This window comes from Staphylococcus americanisciuri (genome assembly GCF_024814435.1).
GTDB lineage: Bacteria > Bacillota > Bacilli > Staphylococcales > Staphylococcaceae > Staphylococcus > Staphylococcus americanisciuri.
On record NZ_JANUXY010000004.1, the window covers coordinates 220,677 to 242,813 of the forward strand.

The following is a 22,137-nucleotide window of genomic DNA, read 5'->3' on the forward strand; positions in this document are numbered from 1 at the left end:
AGGTGGTTAAAATAGCAAATAATCTTTTTGAACGTATTAAGCAGAAGCTTGTAGGAAATTGGGTAGACAATACAGTCAATAACATGTATGACTTTACGCCTTGGCGCAATAAAAGTTTTTGGGGCGTTATTAATAACAGTTTAGAAACGAATGAAACCATATTTTCAGCGATAACAAAGCTTTCTAATTCCTTAGCAAGCATGCCTATCAAATTATATGAGAATTATGAAGTGATAAACACAGAAGTATCAGATTTGATAACAGTATCCCCGAATAATTCTTTGAGTAGTTTTGATTTTATAAATCAAATTGAAACTGTTCGTAACGAAAAAGGCAATGCTTATGTTTTGATTGAGAGAGATGTTTATTCTCAACCTAAAAAGCTGTTCTTACTTAACCCAGATGTGGTCGAAATGGCAATAGAAAACAATTCAAATGAGTTGTATTTTGTTGTACATGCTACATCAGGAAAGCATTTATATGTGCATAATACCGATATGCTTCATTTTAAACATATCGTTGCGTCTAATATGGTAAAAGGTATTAGTCCTATCGATGTACTTAAAAATACGATGGATTTCGACAGAGCATTACGTTCGTTCAATTTAAAAGAAATGGACAAGCCTGACTCATTCATTTTGACTTATGGAAGTAACATCGATAAAGAGAAACGCAAAGATGTTATTACCGATTTCAAAGCATTTTATCAAGAAAATGGTGGTATTTTATTCAGAGAACCCGGTGTTGAAATCGAACAACTCCCTAGAAAATATGTTTCAGAAGATATTGTGGCATCTGAAAATTTAACTAGAGAGCGTGTTGCAAACGTCTTCCAAATACCTTCTATATTTTTGAATGTAGATGCAAAAGCAACCTTTAGTAAAAATGAAGAATTAAATAGATTTTTCTTGCAACATACTTTATTACCCATTATTAAGCAATATGAAGAAGAATTTAACCGCAAATTACTAACACTGACCGACCGAAAGAAAGGTCGTTATTTTAAATTTAACGTTAAATCTTATCTTCGTGCGGATAGTGCAACGCAGGCTGAAGTGTACTTCAAAGCGTTACGAAGCGGCTATTACACAATCAATGAGATTCGTGAGTGGGAAGATCTACCGCCAGTTGAAAATGGAGATAAGCCGTTGATCAGTGGCGATTTATATCCTATCGATATACCTTTAGAAATGCGTAAATCTTTGAAAGGTGGTGATACAGATGAAAAGCAATCAAACGTACTTCCAAATGAACAAGAAAGTAAACAGTAAAGGCGAAATCTATATTTATGGCGATATTGTGAGTTATGAATGGGGAGATAGAGATGTCAGTGCTGTTAAGTTTAAAGAGTCATTAGACGCTTTGGGCGATGTTAGTGAAATTGATGTTCATATTAACTCTGCTGGTGGCAACGTTTTTGAAGGGCATGCAATCTATAATATGCTACGTATGCACAAAGCAAAAGTAAATATTTATGTTGATGCGTTAGCTGCATCGATTGCAAGTGTGATCGCCATGAGCGGTGACACTATTTTTATGCACAAAAATAGTTTGTTAATGATTCATAATTCATGGATTTACACAATGGGTAACGCCAAAGAATTAAGAGAAACTGCAGATTTATTAGACAAAACAGACAAAGCAAGCAATGTAGCTTATTTAGATAAAGCACAAAATTTATCTGAAGAAGCATTGAATGAAATGCTTGAAGCTGAAACTTGGTTAACTGCAGATGAAGCATTAAAAATGGGCTTTATTGACGAAGTACTAGGTGCCAATGAGGTAGCTGCAAGTATTTCTAAAGAACAATATAAACTCTTTAAACATGTACCTAAATCAATTGAGCAAGATGTTGACAAGATTACAAACATTGAAGGTTTAGAGAGAACTACAACGGTTGAAACACCTAAAGAAACTATGTCACAAGAAGAAAAAGAAATGCGCAATCAAATTAAAAAAAGTTGTGAAAGTTTGAAAATCATGATGAATATTTAGGAGGAATGTTAAATGACAACATTATATGAATTAAAGCAATCATTGGGAATGATTGGTCAACAATTAAAAAGCAAAAATGATGAATTGAGTCAAAAAGCGACAGATCCAAATGTAAGTATGGATGATATTAAGCAGTTAGAAAAAGAGCGCACTAGTTTACAAGAACGCTACAATATCGTTGAACATCAGGTGAATGAAGTAGAAGAAAAGGAAAAAGCAAAAGTTCAAGGTAATAGTAGTGCTTACCAAACATTAAGCAAAGATGAACAATTGATTAAAGCTAAAGCGGAATTCTATCGTCACGCTTTACTACCAAATGAATTTGCAAAGCCTTCAACAGAAGCGCAACGTTTATTGCATGCGTTGCCGACAGGTAATGATTCAGGTGGCGATAAATTACTACCAAAAACATTATCAAAAGAAATTGTATCTGAACCATTTGCTAAAAACCAATTACGTGAAAAAGCACGTTTAACAAATATTAAAGGATTAGAGATTCCTCGCATTTCATTCACTTTAGACGACGATGACTTTATAACTGACGAAGAAACTGCGAAAGAATTAAAACTTAAAGGTGATACTGTTAAGTTTGGTACAAACAAATTTAAGGTATTCTCTGCGATTTCTGATACAGTTATTCACGGTTCAGACGTAGACTTAGTTAACTGGGTTGAAAATGCATTACAATCTGGTTTAGCGGCGAAAGAACGTAAAGATGCGTTTGCTACTTCTCCAGCTTCTGGTTTAGAGCATATGTCATTCTATAATGGCAAAGTGAAAGAAATCGAAGGAGCGGATGTTTATGACGCAGTTGTAAATGCTCTAGCTGATTTGCACGAAGATTATCGTGAAAATGCTACTATTTACATGAGATACTCTGATTATGTAAAAGTTGTTAAAACATTATCAAATGGTACAACAAACTTCTTTGATGCACCTGCTGAAAAAGTATTCGGAAAACCTGTCGTATTTACAGATGCAGCTGTAAAACCAATTGTTGGTGATTTTAATTACTTTGGCATTAACTACGATGGTACGACTTATGATACTGACAAAGATGTTAAGAAGGGTGAATATTTATTCGTGTTAACAGCTTGGTATGATCAACAACGTATTTTAGATAGTGCGTTCCGTATTGCTAAAGTTACTCCCAGCTAAACCCCCAAAAATCGAACGGAATGAAGAAAACTTAGAAGTTTCTAATAGCAATGAAGAAGTATTAGACGTTCCTGAGGTGTAGGGGGCTATCGTATGGATTTACAGACAATTAAGCAATGGTTATATATCGATCATGATTTAGATGATGAATTGATTGAAACTTTGATTGCATCAGCAAAGTCTGAATTAGAATTGAGTGGTGTCCCTCTTTATTCAGAAAGAGAAAAAGAGTACCCACTTTACTGTATAGCGATTAGATACATTATTGCACGTGATTTTGAAACACGAGGCTATATTGAAAACAATTCTTATAACAAGGAATTTAACGACAAAGCATTGCAAAGTATGATTTTAAAATTAAAAAACTGGTAAGGAGGTGTTGTCTTGAAATTTAATGAGTTTAATGACCAAGTTGAATTTTTTAGTAACCAGGCTAATGGTCCCGAAGCATTTGATGAAGGCGTTTCATCTTTTTATAAGGCAAGATGTTTAGTATATGACCCGACAGAAAAAGATTATCGACTGGGTAATTTAGATTTAGCTAACAAAGTTGTAACTGTTGTTTTAAGACAACCTCCTAAATCCATAAATATTCATACCGCTAATTTTTTAGAATTGAGAACAGGTATATACAAAAATCAACGTTTTAATATTAAGCATGTAAGTATGACATTTAATAATTACATGAAGATTGTAGGTGAAGTGGCATGGTTGTAAAAATAGGCAAAGGTATTAAGAAGTCGGGCGTGTTTTTTGATGAGAAAGCCGTATTAAATCATATAGAGAAAAAAGTTGGCGTACGTAAATTGCGTAAAATATATGATTTAGCTTTGGAAGAAGCAGGAAAAGTTGTGTTAGACGCAGTAAAATCTAATATACGCCACTTTAGATATACGGGCGCAGAATACGGAGAGGTGAAGTTGTCTAAGCCTGCATGGGAAGGTGGAAAAAGAACGATTTATGTTTATTGGGAAGGTCCACATGACCGTTATAAAATCGTGCATTTGAATGAAAAAGGATATCATTCAGTGAACGGTAAATTTATCAAACCTGAAGGTATAGGTGCTATTGATAGGGCAATGCGTTCAGCTAAAGAATCATTTTTCAAAAAAATTCAAGAAGAATTGGAAAAGCACATATGATTGATATTTTAACTCACGTATACAATTTGCTGAAAGCGGATGAAAGACTTAGTCAAAAAGTCAGTTCTAACGATATTAAATTCAATAAAACACCTGATGCTCAAAACTTGTTACAACCTACAATTATTATTGATGATTATGACGATCCGACGCCTGAAACCCATGCTGACGGCGATAGAATTGCGTATAATTATGCTTTTCAGATTGATGTGTATGTTAATGTGTCTAAAAAATATAATGCGAGAATATTACGAAATGAAATTTCAAATTTAATTAGTGAAATTTTATGGAATGCTGACAAAATTAAATTGGTTGCAAACTTAGGAAATGATTTTAATAGTCAATTTAGCTTATATCGCTCTACAAGGCGGTATGAAGCTATTTTTTATAATGATGAATATTAGGAGGAATTATAATGGTAAAATATGCAAAAACACCAAAAGCGTACATTAATATTAAGGATTTAGGTTTTGCTTTATTAAAGCAAGATGATCCTGATGGTACAATTAAATATGAAAAAATCACACAAACACGTGGACTTCAAGAAATTTCAGTAGAAACTGGCGGAGAGGTTCAAAATGCATATGCTGATGGTAGTATTATTGAATCAGGTAACACTGACGGAGAAGGTAAAATCGGCATGACAATGCATGCTTTTCCGAAAGAAATTCGTGAATTGATTTTTAATGAAATTTACGATGAAAAAGGTGTGTATTCGGAAGAACAAGGTAAACAGAACAACTACGTTGCGGTATGGTTTAAGCGTGAGCGTCGAGATGGCACTTTCCAACGTGTCGGATTAACAAAAGTTATGTTCTCTGATCCACAAATTGAAGGTAAAACTGCAGAAGAAAACTGGGAGTTCAGTTCAGAAGAATCGGAAGGTGTTGCAATGCATCGAATTGCTGATGGTAAGCGTAAAATTATGTTTGATTCATCTTTAGACGGTGCAGATGAAAATGAATTCTTCAAACGGTTATTAGGTAATGAAAATGGTCTGCAACAAGCAGATGAAGTATCAAGTGAATTATAAAATGAACATTTAAGGCGACTTTAAACGGTCGCCTATTTTTGTATGACACAAAAATAACTCTCGTTAAAAAGGAGTGACCATATGGCAAAGTTTAAAGTTTTAAAATCTAGCAAGGATAAAAAGACACAAGAACTATTTAAACAAGGTGAAACAATCAACAAAACGATTAAGTACATTAATGAACATGAAAGAAAGTTACAAGAAGCGGGCTATGAGTTACCGTTTTTTGAAAGATTAGATAAACAAGGAGAGTAATTAAAATGTCTAACAAATTAAAACGTAATTACATTCAATTAGTAGAAAATCCGAACGCAGAAGAGATTAAATTAGAAACATTCTTGACACCTCATTTTATCCCTTTAGATGTGCTTTATGGTGCTATTGACATTATGTCGGAACTGGAACAAGTTGAAATGGGCGAAAAAGAAATGTCATTCAAAGAGCAACTTGATAAGTTAATTGATATTGTTGTGAAGATTTATGGTAAGCAATTAACGAAGAAAGATATTAAAACGCGTCTGCATGCACCTGATGCATTAGATACTTTGCGTAGGCAAGTAGAATTTATTGCTAACGGTCAGCAAGATGAAGAAACAAAAAAGTTTATTCAGAGCATCAGTTAAAACAGCTTAAAGATGAAGATTTGACGTATCAAGGTATGTTGAAAAATTTAGATATTGTTATAAGGGATTTGATAAAGGAAGGAAAAGACATCAATGACGTGTTAAAAATGCCATTCTATTATGTACTTCAAATTCTTGATGAAAGACATACTAATAAAGTCATATCTGATACAAAAGCTGATGCAATATTGAGTGGATTATAAGGAGCTTATAGCTCCTTTATTTTCTGTGAAAGGAGGTTAATAAATGGCTAATAACGTCAGAGGTTTTTCTATTTTAATGAACATGGAAGATATAGGTGTTAAAAGAACGTTAAGTCAAATCAAGTCTCAATTTAGAACGTTGAGTACAGAAATGAAGCGATCTTCCAATGATTTTGCACACGCTGACAAATCTATGCTTAGTTTAAAACAGCGTTCTAAAGAATTGTCTAAAGGTATTCAAGTCACAGAAAATTCGATGAAAGACATTGAGTCGCAATTAAAGAAGATGTCTAAAGAAGAGCAACAGACAAGCGTACACGCAGAGCGTTTACGTACAGAATACAGTAAGCAACATAGGGCGTTGAACATGTATAAACGTCAGTTGGTTCAAACAGATAAAGAGTTGCGTAGATTTAGCGGAAGCACAAAATATACTGTTTTCTCTATGGAAAAGGTAAATGATGTGTTAGGCACGATGCGTAGACAATTGAATGTTGCGAATATGACTTTTGAAAAGGGCGAGAAATCGACTAAAAGCTATAATAATTATTTAAAACAGTTGAATCTAGTCATTGAAAAGCATAAGCGAACAATCCAAAGCCTAGAAGCTAGATACAGATTGGTTTCAAAGCAACAAGGTGCTACGTCAAAAGCTGCTTTGGAGTTAAAAGAGAAGATTCTTCAAGAAAAGCAATCATTAAGCATTTTAGAAAGTCAGTACAAAAAGACGACTGCTGAATCAAAACGTTTTTTGATGGAACAAAGCACGATGACAAAATCAATGAGTCAAATTCGTGAGCAGATAAAGTCGGTAACGAATGCTTTGAAAATCAGTGCTTCTAAATTTAGGTTAAGTGGGCAAACTGCACAAGCCTATAAAGCACACATATCTGAATTAAATAATGGCATGAAGCAACAGCAACTGATTGTACAAAGTTTAAGTAGACAATATGACTATGCTAAAAGGCAGTATGGATCTACAAGTAATGAAGCGCAAGAATTGAACTTAAAATTGACAGAAGAACGTGTGAAGTTAAAAGAGTTAAGCAGTCAGTTGAAAGACACAACTAATGCGCATAACCGTTTAGAGATGGAACAAAAACAAGGCGTTTCTACAATGTCTGAAATACGTGCTAAAATGCAAAGTTTTAATGATGTTCTGTCTTTATCACGTAGTAACTTATCACATGCAGGTGAAAGCGTTAGAGCCTATAAAGCGCATTTATCCACGTTAAATACGAATATGTCTCAACAAAAAACGGTATTGCATGAATTAAAAATGCAATATGATTTTGTTGCACAGGCGCAAAGCAAAAATAGCAATGAAGCACGAGAACTAGCAAGTGCTATTGCACAACAAAAGATTAAGATGAATGAACTTGAGTCTGAAATTAAGCAGACGTCGATAGAGTATAAAAAACTTTTTGCTGAACAGCAGAGGGCACAAAGACTAAGTGCTACTGCATTTGGTCGTGGCATCCAATCTGTAAATAAATATAATGACTCAATTCGTAACATTAGCGGTACGATGCATTCCGTTGGTTCAAGTGCTTTGATTTATATGACATTACCGACCATCGCAGCTATGGGTGGTGCGATTAAGGCATCTATTGATTGGGAGCAGGCATTAGCGGGTGTAGCTAAAACAACCAATTTATCTGGACGAGAATTGAACAAGATGAGCAAAGAAATTACTGATATGAGTAATAAATTGCCATTCGCTTCAACAGAAGTTGCTGCAGTTGCTGAAAGCGCTGGACAACTAGGTGTAGCTAAAAAAGATATAACTGCTTTCACGAAAACGATGCTTGATTTAGGCGTGGCAACAAATCTTACATCAGAAGAGGCTGCAACAGAGTTTGCGAGGTTTGCTAACGCTGCAAAAATGCCTATTAAAGACGTCGATCGTTTAGGTAGTACAGTAACGGCGCTAGGTAACTCTACAGCTACAACAGAAAAAGAAATTGTTGAAATGGCTCAACGATTGGCAGGTGCTGGACATCAAGCAGGTTTAAGCGCTGATCAAATTGTGAGTATTGCGGCAGCTATGTCATCTGTTGGTATTGAGGCAGAAGCTGGCGGAACAGCAATGACGCAAATCTTCAACAAAATGACGCGTGCGGTTGCAGATGGTGGTGACACATTAGATAGCTTTGCTAGAACATCTGGTGTGTCTGCAGAACAATTTGCGCAAGTTTGGGAAAACAATCCGTCCAAAGCTTTATCAATGTTTGTTAAAGGGTTGTCTAAAACAGAAGGTGGCGCAAAAGGTGTCTTAAAAGCACTCGATGATGTAGGCATCAAAGGTATTCGTGAAGCAGATACAATTCGCCGTATGGCTAACAATCATAAAGTACTTGATGAAGCTTTAAAAACAGGTGCTGAGGGTTGGAAAAAGAATACAGCGCTAACTGATGAAGCCAGTATTCGTTATGAAACAATGGGTTCTAAGTTAAAAGTGTTAAAAAATACATTTATTAACTTCTTAAGAACTATTGGTGATGCTTTTGCGCCATTGATTATCAAAGTATCAGATGCATTTACGTCATTGTTTACTCATCTTCAAAACACAAGCAGTGTTACTAAGATTGCTATTACAGTGTTTGCGCTAATGACTGCAGCTATACCTCCACTGCTGATCGGTGCAGGTTTATTGGGAGGAGCAATCACAAACATAGCAAAAGCTGTTATGGTGTTGAATGGTACAAAAGGCGGAGCTGCCTTTTTTAATTTATTCAATGGTGGTATTAAGTCAGCATTGCCTAGGATAGGACAACTAATCACTAAAATACCAATGATTGGCGGAGCGGTTACAGCTTTATCAGGACCAATCGGTTGGGCTATTGCAGCAATTGTAGCTATTGGAGCCGCTTTCGTTGTTGCATATAAAAAAGTAGATTGGTTTAGAGATGGAATAGATGGTCTGATAGACGTTATTAAAGTCTTCGGAGGCAAAATTCTATCAGGACTGACGAATACAGTGAAAGGCTCTATCAAATATTTCAAAGATTGGCGCGATAGTTTACCTAAAGATGATTTATTGAAAAAGAGCGCTGTCGCACTAGACTTGTATAAATCTGGATTCAAAAAAATTATGAAGGTGCTTGCTTCTGCTAAAGATAAAGCTACAGATGTTAGCGACGCTTTAGGTTCAGGTGTTTCAAAAAGTACTAAAAAAGCACTAGAAGGTTTTGTAAAGTACTCTGAAGACTCAGATAAAATCTTAGCTGAAATTAAAAACAATCATGGCCGTATTACTTTCGAAGAGAAAACAGAACTGATTAACATCCAAAAAAGTATGACAGATGAACTTGTTAACCAGTTAAACATCCGAGCTGAAAAACAACGGAACATTCAAGAAGAAGTTTTTAAACAGAATAGTGGATTAACTGCAAAACATGAGCAGGAAATTATGGAGCGCTCTAAAAGGCAGTTTGCGACAAGCGAAGCTAGGATAAGAGAAATTAGCGCACGTATACAAGAACTTGTAGACAAGCAAGCTAAAGATGGTAAATTAACAGGTCAAGAAATGAAAGAGTTGAACAAGCTATATGACGAGCAACGAGACTTAGCTGTTGGCACGTTAAGTTCAACACATAAAGAACAAGAACGCATTTTATCGGTAATGTCAGCGAATAGAGAAGCATACGGTCTAAAAGAAGCAGAATCTATCGTAAAGAATGCAGTAAAAGCCAGAGATGTAGCGAAAAAAGAAAACCAGAAACGCTATGATCAAGAAGTAGACAACATTAACCAGATGGTTGGATTATCTGAAGATGAGAAGAACCGTCTTCTTCAAAATGCTCAAGATAGATATGATAAGGCGAATCAAAAGGCTGATGAGAACCACCAGAAAATCATTAACGGAGTTAAGAAGAATAACCAAGACATTGAGACTGAAATGGATTTATCAAATGGCAGGGTTTACTCTAACTCTGAAAAATGGTGGAATCAAACGCTAGCATACTTACAAAACATGTGGGGGCGAACAAGGCTCTTATGGGATGTTTTTACAGTGTGGTTTACGACCTCTGTTAACAGTATCTGGAAGTCTATTAGCGATAAGTGGAAAGCTATAAAAGATTATACTGTATATATCTGGGAAAATGTAAAAAATACAGTCAAAGGTAAAGCATCAGAGATGTGGAACGCTGTAAAAAACGTTTGGTCAAATTTATACAGTAGTACACGTTCAATTTTTAATAATGTGCGATCGTTTCTAATCAATATTTTTAACAATATACGAAGTAATGTGTCAAACATAGCTTCTAATCTTTGGGCAAGTGTGAGACGTACTTTTAATAATATGTTATCAGGCATAAGTTCGATATTTAATCGTGTTAAATGGACGATGATTAATGCATGGAACTATATTAAACGGTCTGTTACAGGCATTGCTAGTAGCTTATGGAGTTCTGTGCGTAGAACTTTTAATAACATGGCCAGTGGTTTGAGTTCCATTATTGGAAGAATCAAAAGTCATATTAACGGAATGGTCGGAGCGGTGAAACGTGGTATTAATTCGCTTATCAAAGGAATTAACTGGGTTGGTGGAAAAGTTGGCTTGTCTAAAATACCATACTTTTCTGCTGGGACAACGCATACAACAACGCATAATATTGTAACCAATGGCAAAGTTAATGATGATACGTTAGCGGTTGTTGGCGATAAAGGTCGTGGCAACGGATCAAATGGATTTAGGCATGAAATGATTCGTTATCCAAATGGTAATATGGTTATTACGCCTGACACAGACACATTGACAATGTTACCTAAAGGCAGTCAAGTCTATAATGGTAAGCAGACTCAACAGTTTTTAAGTCCTACAAATAACAAAAAACTACCGAAAAACCTACCTAGATTTTCGACTGGTACTGGTGCAGGTAGTATTTTAGACACTGTCACAGATGTAATAGATGACGCAATGGCTTTTGGCAAAGACATTTTTGAATTCGCATCTAATCCTGGAAAATTAGTCAGATTAATGCTTGATAAATTTGGTGTTAATTTTAATAATCTGAAAGGTTCATTATTCAGAGACTTTATGAATGCAGCACTGAAAATGTTAACAAAATCTATTACAAATATATTTAAAAAGGCGTTAGAAGAAGGTGCAATGGGTGGCGATGGATCATCATTCACTAGTTACACAATCACAACTCCTTATTCACCAGGTGGTCCAGTAGCAGGTTATGGATTTAATGGTGGTCGTCATTATGGCATTGATTATGGAACGCCTTATGGCACAGTTTTAAGAGCGACACGCAGTGGTTACGTAAGTCGTCAACACAACTACGGTGGTGGGTTGGTTGCACGATTAGTTGCGGGTAAATTTGCAGAATACTTCTTGCATTTATCTAGCGTATTTAAAACAGGGCGTGTAACAAAAGGACAACCATTTGCAAGAACAGGTAATAGTGGTGCATGGACAACGGGACCTCACCTGCATTACCAAGTTGAATCTCCTCCTTCCGCATCTATTACAAACAGAAATACGATTAATCCAGCCACTTTCTTACGTGGTAAAAAATATGCAAGCGGTGGTCTTATTAGTAGTCCTGGCTGGTATAACATTGCAGAAGGCGGTTATCCGGAATACATTATTCCAACAGATCCGTCTAAAAAATCAGATGCGATGAAATTAATAGCATTAGCAGCACACAATATTACTAATAGTAAGAATTCAAAAAACAAACGTCCTGGACAATTACCAAATATATCCGGAGATTCAGACAACACGTCATTACTTTTACAAATGATTCAAAATCAACAAATACAGATTGATCAGCAACGTAAACAAATGGAATTGTTAATGGAAATCGCTAAAAAGAAATTAATTGTTGATGAGGATTCAATGGAACGTGTGCACAACAGGTTTCAAGATAAACGTGAACGTCTTGAAAATAAATTAAAAAAATATAAAAAGTAAATTGAGTTAGAGGTGGTGAAGTAGCATAGTGGCTAATGAAACAGTAATTGTTAATAATAAAAAATTAGATTGGCTATTTATTGAGCGAGGGTTTCAAATACCCTCGTTTCATTTTGTCACAAGTGTCGAAAGTGTACCTGGACGTGTAGGCGCAGTTAGAAAGTCTAGAGAATTAGAAGGTTATGAATTTGAACTACCTTTAATCGTGCGTAATGACTACCTGGCTGGTCATAAAACGCATGATCAAATACTAAGAGAGGTAGTTAAGTTTTTTGATTATGATGAACCGGTTAAGCTACAACTTTCTAAAAAAGATTGGTATTGGAATGCATTTTTTGATGGTCCAATAGAATTAGTAACTAATACAAAAGGTATCATAACTTTTAAAATTAAAATCGTTCTTACAGACCCTTACAAATACTCAGTTAATGCCAATCAAAACACTGCGATTAGTGATTCTGTCTCGGTTGTTAATCTAGGTACAGCACCAACGCCTATCATTGTTGAAGCAAGAGCGCTAAAAGATAGTACTAACTTTATGATTGCGAAAGGTGATAAAGATTATTTTATGATTGGTAAGTCAGAAGATGCTAATAAAGTTAGTAAAGACATAGCGCCTTATCTATTTAACGACGAGTTCAATAATGGTGGTTTGCGTTTGTGGGCTTCTATGCCAAATGACACAAGTTTTGGTCGTTTTTTAGATGGAGGCGATGCAATGGGTGGCACGTTCGGAGTAGCCGAGCCTGGCGAAAGTATTTATCCCAAAACCTGGGGATCGAACACGAAAACGGATTGGCATGGTCCTGCCGTGTACAAAACATTAAACAAATCGGTTCAAGATTTTAGAATACGTTTCAAACTGTCTATTCATCACCAGTGGGGAATTGGGACGGGTAAGGCGGTTGCTTATCTCGTTGATGAAAATAACAGAACGCAATTTAGTGTTGTGTATGTCAATACGAGTGCTACAGTCAACAATGCTCAGATTGTCGTGTATGCGTATGACGAGCATGGCAGTGCTCGTAAGGTTTATACACGTGATGTGCCGAATTACTATAAAAAATTAAAAACTATCCAGCTTTATATGTTTTTGGAAAGAAAAGGTCAAAATCTTAAGTTTACAAACTACTTTTTCGATGTGTATGCAGATGGGAGACGAGGCACGCCATTAGCAATTGGTAAAGATGAACGTGTGATTGTGGATCGGGGTAATTTGTATCAACGTAAAGTCCGTATTTGTCGAATGTATCGTGGTAAGGCTGCTAAATATGACAAGTATTTATGGCACAGTATTCTCGGTTTTAGTATTCAAGAGCTGTTGCCTAGCCAATCAGACATTACCCCAATTGAAATCCGTAAAGGCGATAAGATTGTTATAGATACTTTGAAAAAGGCTGTAACAATTAATGATGATGACGCATTACATCTTAAAGATTTGGCTTCTAATTATTTTGAAATCGAAAAAGGTACGTCTGAATTGATTATTTATCCGCCAAAAACGTTTGATACGACAGTTAAATGGCAAGACAGGTTTTTGTAGAAATTTTGTAGAAAGGAGGTAGTCGCTTGATACACATTTTGAATTATAGCGGACAAATCATAGACTTTTTTAGTCGTGATGATAATGCAATTTTAAAAGCGATGTATAGTCGTACGGCTGACACAGAGACTTTAAATCTAGTGGTGCTCAGTAAAAAAGGTGCTAAGTTTAAAGAGCGTAATCGTATTTTAATTCAAGATCAAAACGGTTCATATCGTGAGTTTATCGTTGATCATGCGGAAGACACAGGACAGTACATGGAAGTTGAGTGTACAGCGTCTTACCTTGTCGATATCAGCACTTCTAAGCCTATTCCGGCAGGTCAATATGAGAAGATGACAGTTAATCAAAAGTTATCGGAGACGCTACGAGACAGTGGTTGGACTGTTGGTGATTGTGATTTTGCAGGCATTAAAACAAACTCATGGACATCTGTTAGAACACCTTTAGAAATGATTAGCCAACTTGAAACGGCGCATGAAGTTGTTGCAGATTATGAAATTGCTGTTGACGGATATGAAGTAACACAGCGTCTTGTGAATATGCGTAAGCCAACGCCTTTATTTAAAGGTAAAGAAATCGTTTATGGTAAAGACCTATTGAGCATGAAGCGTAAAGTTGACTTTTCAGAAGTTAAAACGGCGCTTTATGCGTTTGGACCCGAACAGGAAAATAGTAATCGTATCGAGCTAATTGTGGTGGATGATAGTGCACAAGAGCAGTTAGGTTTGCCACAACGCTATATTTGGGGTGTCTACGAGCCTGAAACACAAGACGACAATATGACTAGACAACGACTTGAAACGCTTGCTAGAACTGAGCTAAATAAGCATAAGTCAGCAGCGATTTCATATGAAGTGAGTACTGTTAATATTGAACGAGAATATCCACATGAAGTCGTTCGTTTTGGTGATTTAGTCAGAATTAAAAACACTGATTTTACGCCAGCTTTATATGCTGAAAGTGAAGTGATTGGCTTTGACTATGATTTAATTAGTGGTGATTGTACGTACCAATTCGGTAAGATTGTCGAGTTTAAAGAGAGTGACTTGCTTAAATATTTTCAAAGTAAATTAGGATACTTTCAACAAAAAATGAATGACAAATTTACAAATGTGAATACGATTGTTCGTGAAAGCTTAGATAACGAGTTACAGTATTTTGAGCGCAAGATTTTTAAAGGTGATGAAGCGCCTGCCAATCCGGTTAACGACACATTATGGTTTGATACGAGTAATCATAAAGTGGGTGTTCTGCGGCGTTATTTTGATGGAGAATGGCATAATGCGACTGCTGAAAAGGCGGATGATGTTGGTGCTGTCACACGTGAACAAGCTATGTATAGTGAGCTAACTAATACTTTTATCAACTTAAATATCCAACATAGTAAGTTGCTAAAAGAAGTGGCGGAAGTTGTTAATTCAGAGTATTTTGTAAGCAAAAAGTTAAAAGCAGATGTCCAAGCTAAATTGAATGAAACGATTGGCGTATTTAACAAAATTAAATCTAACTTAGATAGTATGACGTCTGAGACTGCTACAATTGGTAAGCTAGTCGATACGCAGGCTTTCTTTTTGGAATACAGAGAAAAGTTACAAGCGTTATATACGTCAATTGAAACGGCTAAACGTGCGATTGATGCACGCTTTAAGTTGCTGCAATCGCAATATACGGATCAGAAATTTAATGATGCGATGAATAAAGTAGCTTCGGTTATTCCAGGCGGGCGCTGGGACGCTAGTAGCCAAACTTTAACGTCTAATATTCCAGATGAAACTAGAATCAGTGAAATCACAAGTAGGCTTTTAAATTCGGCAATCGAGGGTGTTAGTCAGTCTGTTGCTGATGTTGAACAACGTCTAGATAGTACAACTCAAAGTTTAAATGGTCGTATAGACGCTAAAGAACAACAAATTCTGGAAAACGTTGAGACGACCGCTCAAAACTTAAGAAAGTATGCGGACACAAAAGCGCTAAATTTAAAAACTGATGTTGATAGTAAGTTTGAACGGACTAAAAAAGAATTATCAAGTTCTATCAGTGGTGTTCAAGAGTCAATTATTAATGATGTTACAAGTCCTTTAAGTATCATTGTTCAGCGCAATGAAAGTGGATTACAACAGTTGCAAGAGAGCTTGTTATTGACTGCTACTAAAACCGAAGTTAATCGTATGTTAAACGACCAGCTGACGCCATTGAGAACACAAGTTAATAAACAACAGTCACAGTTGAAAGTGATGTCAGATTCTATTAATTCAAAAGTGAATAAATCTGACTATACAACCGATAAAAATGATATTGTTGCACGACTGAAAAGTGCGGAAAGTGAGCGACAACAATTGTCGAATGAAATCAATGATCGTGTGACTTTAGAGGATTATAAAAACACGCAACTAGGCACACGTAATTTATTGGTGGGCACTGAAGATTTAAGTGGCTTTAAAAATCTTTCTACTATTGAAAAAGACGGTAATACTTTTGCTGCATTGAAGAAAGAAAATTTAAGTCAGGTTTGGATGAGTCAAAATGTGAAAGTTGAGCCTAACAACGACTACACGCTTTCATATTATGCTTTTAAAGAGGGTGAAGAGGAGACAGGGATGTACGTAGCTGTCCGTTTGTTAAAAGCGGATGGTACAGACTTTTCGCCAATAAAAACGTTGTTTGATGATCGTGCTACGCCACAACAGTTAACCGAAAAAGTGGAACGTTATTCTAGAACGTTTAGAGTTGAGGATTATACGTTGATACGTGTGTACTTCACAAGTATTAATGATAGAAATACAACTTTACCCTATGTGTCCAGACCACAATTAGAAAAAAGTAAATGGATGTCAGACTATAAAAAAGCTGAGGAAGATGTTGAGACGTCACTCAATAAGTTAGAAACTCAGGTTAGCCAAAATGGGCGGGAAATTAGTGCACGTGTGACTGCTGAAGAGTTTAATGCGTCACGTAAAATATTATCACGTGTCTTGTCTGAATTAAAAGTTAATACAACAGGACTTAGTTATATCTATGATGAGAATGGTAACATCCAATCTTTTAATGTTGGTTCAGACGGTGTCGGAATTGATAGTTCAAAAATTAAAATTAATGATGGAGATGTACTGATAGAAAACGGCCGTACGACGATTAAGAACTTGTCATCTGAAAAAATCAAAGTGGCATTTAACGGAATCACAAATTCGGTCAACATTACGCCGGATGGTTTAGAGACTTCATCTAGTGGTGTTCGTACAAGTTTGTTGGATGGGGTGGGGCACCATTTTTATGATGGTTCTCATTACGTTGGGAATTTTGGTGCTACTTTTATGAAATCCGGTAATCAGAAAGGTATCAGTTTGAATTTGGCTGATTATGGTCAGTTTATGGCTTTTAGTTATCGTACGAATAAGCTGAAAGAGACGGATCCTAACAACATTGCAATGATGTGGAGCAGAGGCTTTGAAGGGCACCCTAAAGGTTTTTTGTATAACGAAGATATTGTTATTCATAGTAACCATGTTTTAGAAGCGGCGTACATTCGTCCTTTCAACGCACCTGTTCAACATCGATTATTTTTATCAGCTAGACAAACGAATGCGAATGAGTACGGCGTGTCTATACAGTACAACAATAAAGATAGTTCAGCAATCGTTGTCACAAATAACGCTGTTAAAATTTTAGGTTATGACGCCAAAACTAAATCTATGACTGGTCTTAATGTTTATCGTAACTACATTACGTCAGAGACAATATATAATCGCACGTATGCTAGTGCGTCAAATGTTTTTATTACGGAATATGGGACACTCGGACGTTCAACGTCAGCGAGTAAGTATAAGTTATCACAAGAGCGTCAGTTCAAAGATGATGTGCAACAGTACGAGCATTCTAAACAGATTTTAGATTTAGATATCAAGACATGGTTTGACAGATTCGAAGCTGAAACGTATGCGAAAGAAATTTACACTGGCGAAAGACAAGAGGAAGAAGAGTTTAAACTAAAACGTTATGCAGGGCTTATCGCAGAAGACGTTGAAGCTGTTGGGTTAAATGAGTTTGTGACGCGGGGTAAAGACGATGAGATTGAAGGTATCGAATATGATCGCTTATGGATTCATCTGATACCGATTGTGAAGAAACAAATGCAAGAAATTGAAAAACTACAATCTGAAATGGAAGTGTTGAAAAATGGAAAATAAACAACAAGGAGTTACTCTTGATAATACCCACATCATCACTGTGCTTCAAAGTGAAGTTAACAGACTTATGCAAGAGAATGTGCATTTGAAAGCTTACATTCAACAATTAACAACTGATGAAAATGAGCCTGCTCAGAACGAGTAAGGCTCTTTTTTATAAATAATTTAGGAGGTTTTATTATGGAAAAAGTAACAGAATTTTATTTGGTAGAAGTTGACGCGCATGGAGAAGAAAGCCCACTAACTCAAAATTTTGCGAACGGTTTTACACGTACGTCTTCAGTATCGAGTGCATTTAAGTTTGAAACTGAAAATGAGGCAAAACAAGCGTGTAGTTTACAAAACATGCTAGCTAAAATCTTTAAGAACAACACCAAAACTTATTATGTAAAACAGAGTATTGAACGTACTAAGTTTGATGAGAATGGCGAGCCTTACGTCGAGCATGTTATTGAGGGGGACACTGAATAATGACGGTGAGTTTCACAGAGACAGAAGCGTTTAAGACATTTTTTTATGCCGGAGAAATCAGGTTGTTGTACTTCTTGATGATTTTAATGGCAATAGATATTTTTACTGGTTTAGCAAAAGCGTTAAAAAACAATAAGTTGTGGAGTCGTAAGTCATTGTTCGGCTACGCTCGCAAGTTATTGATTTTTTGTATTATTGTGTTGGCAAACATTATCGATCAAATTTTAGGCACTCACGGTGGTATTCTGTTCGTTACTATCTTTTTTTATATTGCAAATGAGGGATTGTCTATCATCGAAAATTGTGCAGAAATGGGCGTGCTTGTACCGCAAGAAATTGCAGACAAGTTGGCAGTTATCAAGAATGAGAAAGGCACTTCTGTGACGACTGAAATTAAAGAAGAATTCACTTCTAGTCATTCAAGAGATTTAGAAGGAGATACTGCAGAAGTTAAGATTAAAATAGAAAAGGACTGACTTAGGTCGGTTCTTTTTTAGTTTATAGGAGATGGTTTAAATGAATAAATCAATGATATTAAGAACAGCTGTTTTGATTTTAGCTTTAGTTAATCAATGGCTGGCTAATCACAATATGTCACCGCTTCCGACTACGGAAGATGACATCAACATGCTTATTTTAACGGGCGCTGCATTATGGACTTGGTACAAAGATAATCCGGTAACTAAAGAGGGTATCTGGGCGAATCAGAAGTTGAAAAAGTATAAAGCAGAAAAGCAATACACGAAAGCTACTGGACAAGCACCTATTAAGCACAAAGTTGAAAATAGTAATCCATACAACGATATAAATCAGAATATATAAAGGAGGTAAGTGAATGAGGACAAAAAATGAAGCTATCAACTGGATTAATAAATCTGTTGGTAAACAATTTGATTTTGATAAATGCTATGGCTATCAGTGCTATGATTATGCGAATGCTTACTTTTATTATATGACTGGATTGGTTTTGCATGGGTTATATGCTAAAAATATTGCGACTGACAATGCCAAAACTTTAGCAAGTATAGCAACCGTGTACGACAATACGCCTGAGTTTTTACCTCAAGCTGGCGATATTGTTGTATTTAATGGTTGCTACGGCAATGGTGCTGGTCATGTTGCGGTTGTTACGCAAGCGACATTAGATAGTTTTGAGGTTGTTGAGCAAAATTGGTTTGGCGGTGGTTTTGTTAATGGTGCACCTGGCTGGGAAGCGGCAACACGTCGTTGGCATTATTACGACAATCCAATGACGTTTATCCGATTACATTATGCTGAAAAGAAATCATTTAGAAATCTTATACCCGCTTCGGCACCTAAAGCGATTAAACGCAAGATTGTGCTTGTTGCGGGGCATGGATATAACGACCCAGGTGCCATTGGTAACGGTACAAATGAACGTGATTTTATTCGTAAGTACATTGTGCCTAACGTAGCCAAATATCTACGCACAGCAGGACATGACGTTTATGTATATGGTGGTTCTACAATGAATCAAGATATGTATCAAGATACAGCTTATGGTCAACAAGTTGGCAACCGTCGAGACTATGGTCTGTATTGGGTTAAAAATGTACAAAAGCCTGACGCCATTATTGAGTTTCATTTAGACGCAGCAGGGGCGTCGGCAAATGGTGGACACGTTATTATATCTGGACAGTTTAAAGCTGATACGATAGACAACACTATTCAGTCTGTTATTAAGTCGAACGTAGGGCAAATTAGGGGTGTGACAGGGCGTAATGATTTGTTGAACGCAAATGTGTCTGCTGAAATTAACGTCAATTACAGGCTTGCTGAACTAGGCTTTATCACAAACCAAAAAGACATGGACTACATCAAAAAGAATTATGATAGGTATGCCAAAGACATCGCAGGAGCCATTCACGGCAAGCCAATCGGTGGAGTGGCAGCAGGTCAAAAGCAAGTACAACAGACTGTATGGAATTGGGGTGGTATCTTTTACCCTAACACAGCAATTAAAGTTAGACGCTTACCTGGATTAGCTGGGGAAGTTGTTGATGAGGCTTCTTGGCTTTATTCTAAAGATGATTGGGTTAAGTTCGACCAAATCATTAAAAAAGATGGTTATTGGTGGATTAGATTCAAGTATCAAGCACCTGGAGCAAGTAAAAAGAACTTTTATTGCGCTGTTTGTAAAATCACAGATAAAGATGAAAAAATTAAAAATGAGAAATATTGGGGTTCGATTGAGTGGGCATAAAATTAGGGTAGCGTAACTGCTACCCTCTTTTTTTATACCTCAAAATCATCAACGTCTATTGTTTTTGCAATATCTTCTCCGAACAAATCAAAATTATCAATACTATCTATAATAATACTCTCTTTATTCTTATTTACTGCAAACTCTAATCCATCTACTTCATACACTCCTATATACAGCCTGTTTAATAATTGTTCTTCTGTAATATTCTTCGCTTTCATCTCTTCTAAAATACTACTAGTGAATTGTATTTTCATAACGTCACTTCCTTTTTGATTGTATTATACCTTAAAAAATATACAGAGCAATAAAGTAAATGTTCTAAAAAAGAGGCTATTTTATTTAAAAAAATTCGAGAAAAGTTGATAAAATAGTAGACGAACATCTACTTAAATGTTATAATATATTTAGGAGGTGAAGGAAATGAGGATAAAAATAAAAGCACCCAAAAGCGTAAAATTCTCGATTAGAATAGACCTGGCAGTAATTCAAATCGAATTCGCTTTTGAGTACTAGATACAAGAGGGGCTAAGCCCCTCTACCTTATAAATATAGCACAATCCTCATTTCAAATATATGAAAATCACTGTAAAAGTACGGAAATCAACAAAAAAAGAGTTGGTGCAAGGGCTGATTAAATGGCTGGTAATAGTCTTAATAGTAATTGTAGTAAGAAAGTTGGTGTATTAAATGAATCTTATAAACGAAATTAGAAAAGAAGTGCAAACACTTTTAGATTCTAACATTTCAGCTTATCAAATTGAAAAAGCTACAAATGTTAGTAGAGCAAAGATAGGACGCTTGAGAAATAAAAAAAATAAAGTTGATGACTTATCACTAGCTACAATAGAAAAGTTATACAACTATCAAATGGGGGTTGAAGAAGATGAGAGTTAGGATAAATGGAGATGGTTACTTGTATGATTTAGAGGTACCTGGCAACAGATACACTTTGCATACGCTCATTGATGAGAAAAAATGGGCGATAGAAGACGAAATTGAAGACTCAGAAGAACTCGAATCTTTAGAAACAGAAGTAGCAAAAGCGCACGCCGCTATTTCTGCCCAAGACGTCAAGACTCTTGATGAAATTTATTATGATAGTTTTGCAGGAACTCTAAGTTTCGAAACTATCGAGTACACTTTAAAAGACGCACTTGAAGAAAGCGAGTACTCTTTTGAAGAGTCTCAAGCTTCATGTTCGTTGTACGTCATCAATGACAAAGGTGAAGAAGTCCGAATTTCTGACCATAAACGACCTGCTCATCCTGTAAATGATGACTATATGGAACATACCTACGCACCTGTTGAAATGGTAGACCATGAATACCCCCATGAAATCATCAATCCACAGGGTGAAATACAACGATGGCAACTTGAAGATGCCGGTATCAACCTTAAGTCAGAAGATGATGTCTTCTACTTAGGTAGTTAAAACACAACCCCACCTGGAGAATAGGTGGGGCTGTTTAATATGCTTGCACCCACTTTTTCATTAAAAACAAAATGGGTGCAGATTTGGGTGCAAAAAATTAAATTGTAATATAATAAAATATGGTGAAACCTTTTAAAATCAAGTTTTTAACAACTCTATAATGCTTAAAATGAGCTGTTTTCATTCACCGTACG

22 protein-coding genes are annotated in these 22,137 nt (G+C 36.0%); 21 read left to right on the top strand and 1 reads right to left on the bottom strand.

Annotated features, from left to right (window positions below; all coding sequences use genetic code 11):
- Nucleotides 1-2 precede the first annotated feature (2 nt).
- From NXS11_RS05625 to NXS11_RS05715, 19 genes are all read left to right on the top strand, one after another.
- Nucleotides 3-1,271: a phage portal protein gene (locus NXS11_RS05625; protein ID WP_373319379.1), complete on the top strand. Its 1,269-nt coding sequence runs from the start codon at nucleotides 3-5 to the stop codon at nucleotides 1,269-1,271.
- A complete protein-coding gene (locus NXS11_RS05630; RefSeq protein ID WP_259199686.1) occupies nucleotides 1,222-1,995 on the top strand; it encodes a head maturation protease, ClpP-related in 774 nt (257 codons plus the stop codon). Before NXS11_RS05625 ends, NXS11_RS05630 begins: the two co-directional genes overlap by 50 nt.
- Before the next feature lie 12 nt (nucleotides 1,996-2,007).
- Nucleotides 2,008-3,153, top strand: coding sequence for a phage major capsid protein (locus NXS11_RS05635; RefSeq protein WP_259199687.1), 1,146 nt, complete (start codon nucleotides 2,008-2,010; stop codon nucleotides 3,151-3,153).
- Between the two features lie 93 nt (nucleotides 3,154-3,246).
- Nucleotides 3,247-3,525: a head-tail connector protein gene (locus NXS11_RS05640; protein WP_259199688.1), complete on the top strand. Its 279-nt coding sequence runs from the start codon at nucleotides 3,247-3,249 to the stop codon at nucleotides 3,523-3,525.
- Nucleotides 3,526-3,537: 12 nt separating this feature from the next.
- The gene (locus NXS11_RS05645) at nucleotides 3,538-3,870 is read left to right on the top strand and encodes a hypothetical protein (protein WP_259199689.1); all 333 of its coding nucleotides are present in this window, start codon (nucleotides 3,538-3,540) and stop codon (nucleotides 3,868-3,870) included.
- Nucleotides 3,861-4,295, top strand: coding sequence for a hypothetical protein (locus tag NXS11_RS05650; RefSeq protein ID WP_259199690.1), 435 nt, complete (start codon nucleotides 3,861-3,863; stop codon nucleotides 4,293-4,295). The genes NXS11_RS05645 and NXS11_RS05650 overlap by 10 nt, the downstream gene beginning before the upstream one ends.
- A complete protein-coding gene (locus NXS11_RS05655; protein WP_259199691.1) occupies nucleotides 4,292-4,699 on the top strand; it encodes a hypothetical protein in 408 nt (135 codons plus the stop codon). The genes NXS11_RS05650 and NXS11_RS05655 overlap by 4 nt, the downstream gene beginning before the upstream one ends.
- A gap of 8 nt (nucleotides 4,700-4,707) precedes the next feature.
- Nucleotides 4,708-5,328 (top strand): major tail protein, encoded by a 621-nt coding sequence (locus tag NXS11_RS05660; protein WP_259199719.1) that lies wholly within the window; start codon nucleotides 4,708-4,710, stop codon nucleotides 5,326-5,328.
- Nucleotides 5,329-5,409: 81 nt separating this feature from the next.
- Nucleotides 5,410-5,583, top strand: a complete 174-nt coding sequence (locus tag NXS11_RS05665; protein ID WP_259199692.1) for a hypothetical protein — start codon at nucleotides 5,410-5,412, stop codon at nucleotides 5,581-5,583.
- A 5-nt stretch (nucleotides 5,584-5,588) separates the two neighbouring features.
- On the top strand, nucleotides 5,589-5,951 hold the full coding sequence (gene gpG, locus NXS11_RS05670) for a phage tail assembly chaperone G (protein ID WP_259199693.1): 363 nt from the start codon (nucleotides 5,589-5,591) through the stop codon (nucleotides 5,949-5,951).
- A gap of 35 nt (nucleotides 5,952-5,986) precedes the next feature.
- Nucleotides 5,987-6,154 carry a phage tail assembly chaperone GT gene (gpGT, locus tag NXS11_RS05675; RefSeq protein WP_373319380.1) on the top strand — a complete coding sequence of 56 codons (168 nt, stop codon included), beginning with the start codon at nucleotides 5,987-5,989 and terminating at the stop codon, nucleotides 6,152-6,154.
- A gap of 43 nt (nucleotides 6,155-6,197) precedes the next feature.
- A complete protein-coding gene (locus NXS11_RS05680) occupies nucleotides 6,198-12,083 on the top strand; it encodes a phage tail tape measure protein (protein ID WP_259199694.1) in 5,886 nt (1,961 codons plus the stop codon).
- 28 nt (nucleotides 12,084-12,111) lie between these two features.
- Nucleotides 12,112-13,626: a phage distal tail protein gene (locus NXS11_RS05685; protein WP_259199695.1), complete on the top strand. Its 1,515-nt coding sequence runs from the start codon at nucleotides 12,112-12,114 to the stop codon at nucleotides 13,624-13,626.
- A gap of 26 nt (nucleotides 13,627-13,652) precedes the next feature.
- The gene (locus NXS11_RS05690) at nucleotides 13,653-17,813 is read left to right on the top strand and encodes a phage tail spike protein (RefSeq protein WP_259199696.1); all 4,161 of its coding nucleotides are present in this window, start codon (nucleotides 13,653-13,655) and stop codon (nucleotides 17,811-17,813) included.
- Nucleotides 17,803-17,958 (top strand): hypothetical protein, encoded by a 156-nt coding sequence (locus NXS11_RS05695; RefSeq protein WP_259199698.1) that lies wholly within the window; start codon nucleotides 17,803-17,805, stop codon nucleotides 17,956-17,958. The genes NXS11_RS05690 and NXS11_RS05695 overlap by 11 nt, the downstream gene beginning before the upstream one ends.
- A gap of 35 nt (nucleotides 17,959-17,993) precedes the next feature.
- On the top strand, nucleotides 17,994-18,284 hold the full coding sequence (locus NXS11_RS05700; RefSeq protein WP_259199700.1) for a hypothetical protein: 291 nt from the start codon (nucleotides 17,994-17,996) through the stop codon (nucleotides 18,282-18,284).
- On the top strand, nucleotides 18,284-18,760 hold the full coding sequence (locus NXS11_RS05705; RefSeq protein ID WP_259199701.1) for a phage holin family protein: 477 nt from the start codon (nucleotides 18,284-18,286) through the stop codon (nucleotides 18,758-18,760). The genes NXS11_RS05700 and NXS11_RS05705 overlap by 1 nt, the downstream gene beginning before the upstream one ends.
- Nucleotides 18,761-18,800: 40 nt before the next feature.
- Nucleotides 18,801-19,106: a phage holin gene (locus NXS11_RS05710; RefSeq protein ID WP_259199703.1), complete on the top strand. Its 306-nt coding sequence runs from the start codon at nucleotides 18,801-18,803 to the stop codon at nucleotides 19,104-19,106.
- Nucleotides 19,107-19,119: 13 nt separating this feature from the next.
- Nucleotides 19,120-20,508 (top strand): N-acetylmuramoyl-L-alanine amidase, encoded by a 1,389-nt coding sequence (locus NXS11_RS05715; protein ID WP_259199704.1) that lies wholly within the window; start codon nucleotides 19,120-19,122, stop codon nucleotides 20,506-20,508.
- A gap of 32 nt (nucleotides 20,509-20,540) precedes the next feature.
- On the opposite strand, the gene NXS11_RS05720 is transcribed toward NXS11_RS05715, so the two are convergent.
- Nucleotides 20,541-20,765, bottom strand: coding sequence for a hypothetical protein (locus NXS11_RS05720; RefSeq protein ID WP_259199707.1), 225 nt, complete (start codon nucleotides 20,763-20,765; stop codon nucleotides 20,541-20,543).
- A gap of 433 nt (nucleotides 20,766-21,198) precedes the next feature.
- Here NXS11_RS05720 and NXS11_RS05725 point away from each other — a divergent pair, with 433 nt between their 5' ends.
- Both NXS11_RS05725 and NXS11_RS05730 read left to right on the top strand, forming a co-directional pair.
- Nucleotides 21,199-21,405, top strand: a complete 207-nt coding sequence (locus NXS11_RS05725) for a helix-turn-helix transcriptional regulator (protein WP_259199708.1) — start codon at nucleotides 21,199-21,201, stop codon at nucleotides 21,403-21,405.
- Nucleotides 21,395-21,943, top strand: a complete 549-nt coding sequence (locus tag NXS11_RS05730; RefSeq protein ID WP_259199709.1) for a hypothetical protein — start codon at nucleotides 21,395-21,397, stop codon at nucleotides 21,941-21,943. The genes NXS11_RS05725 and NXS11_RS05730 overlap by 11 nt, the downstream gene beginning before the upstream one ends.
- Nucleotides 21,944-22,137: the final 194 nt, after the last annotated feature.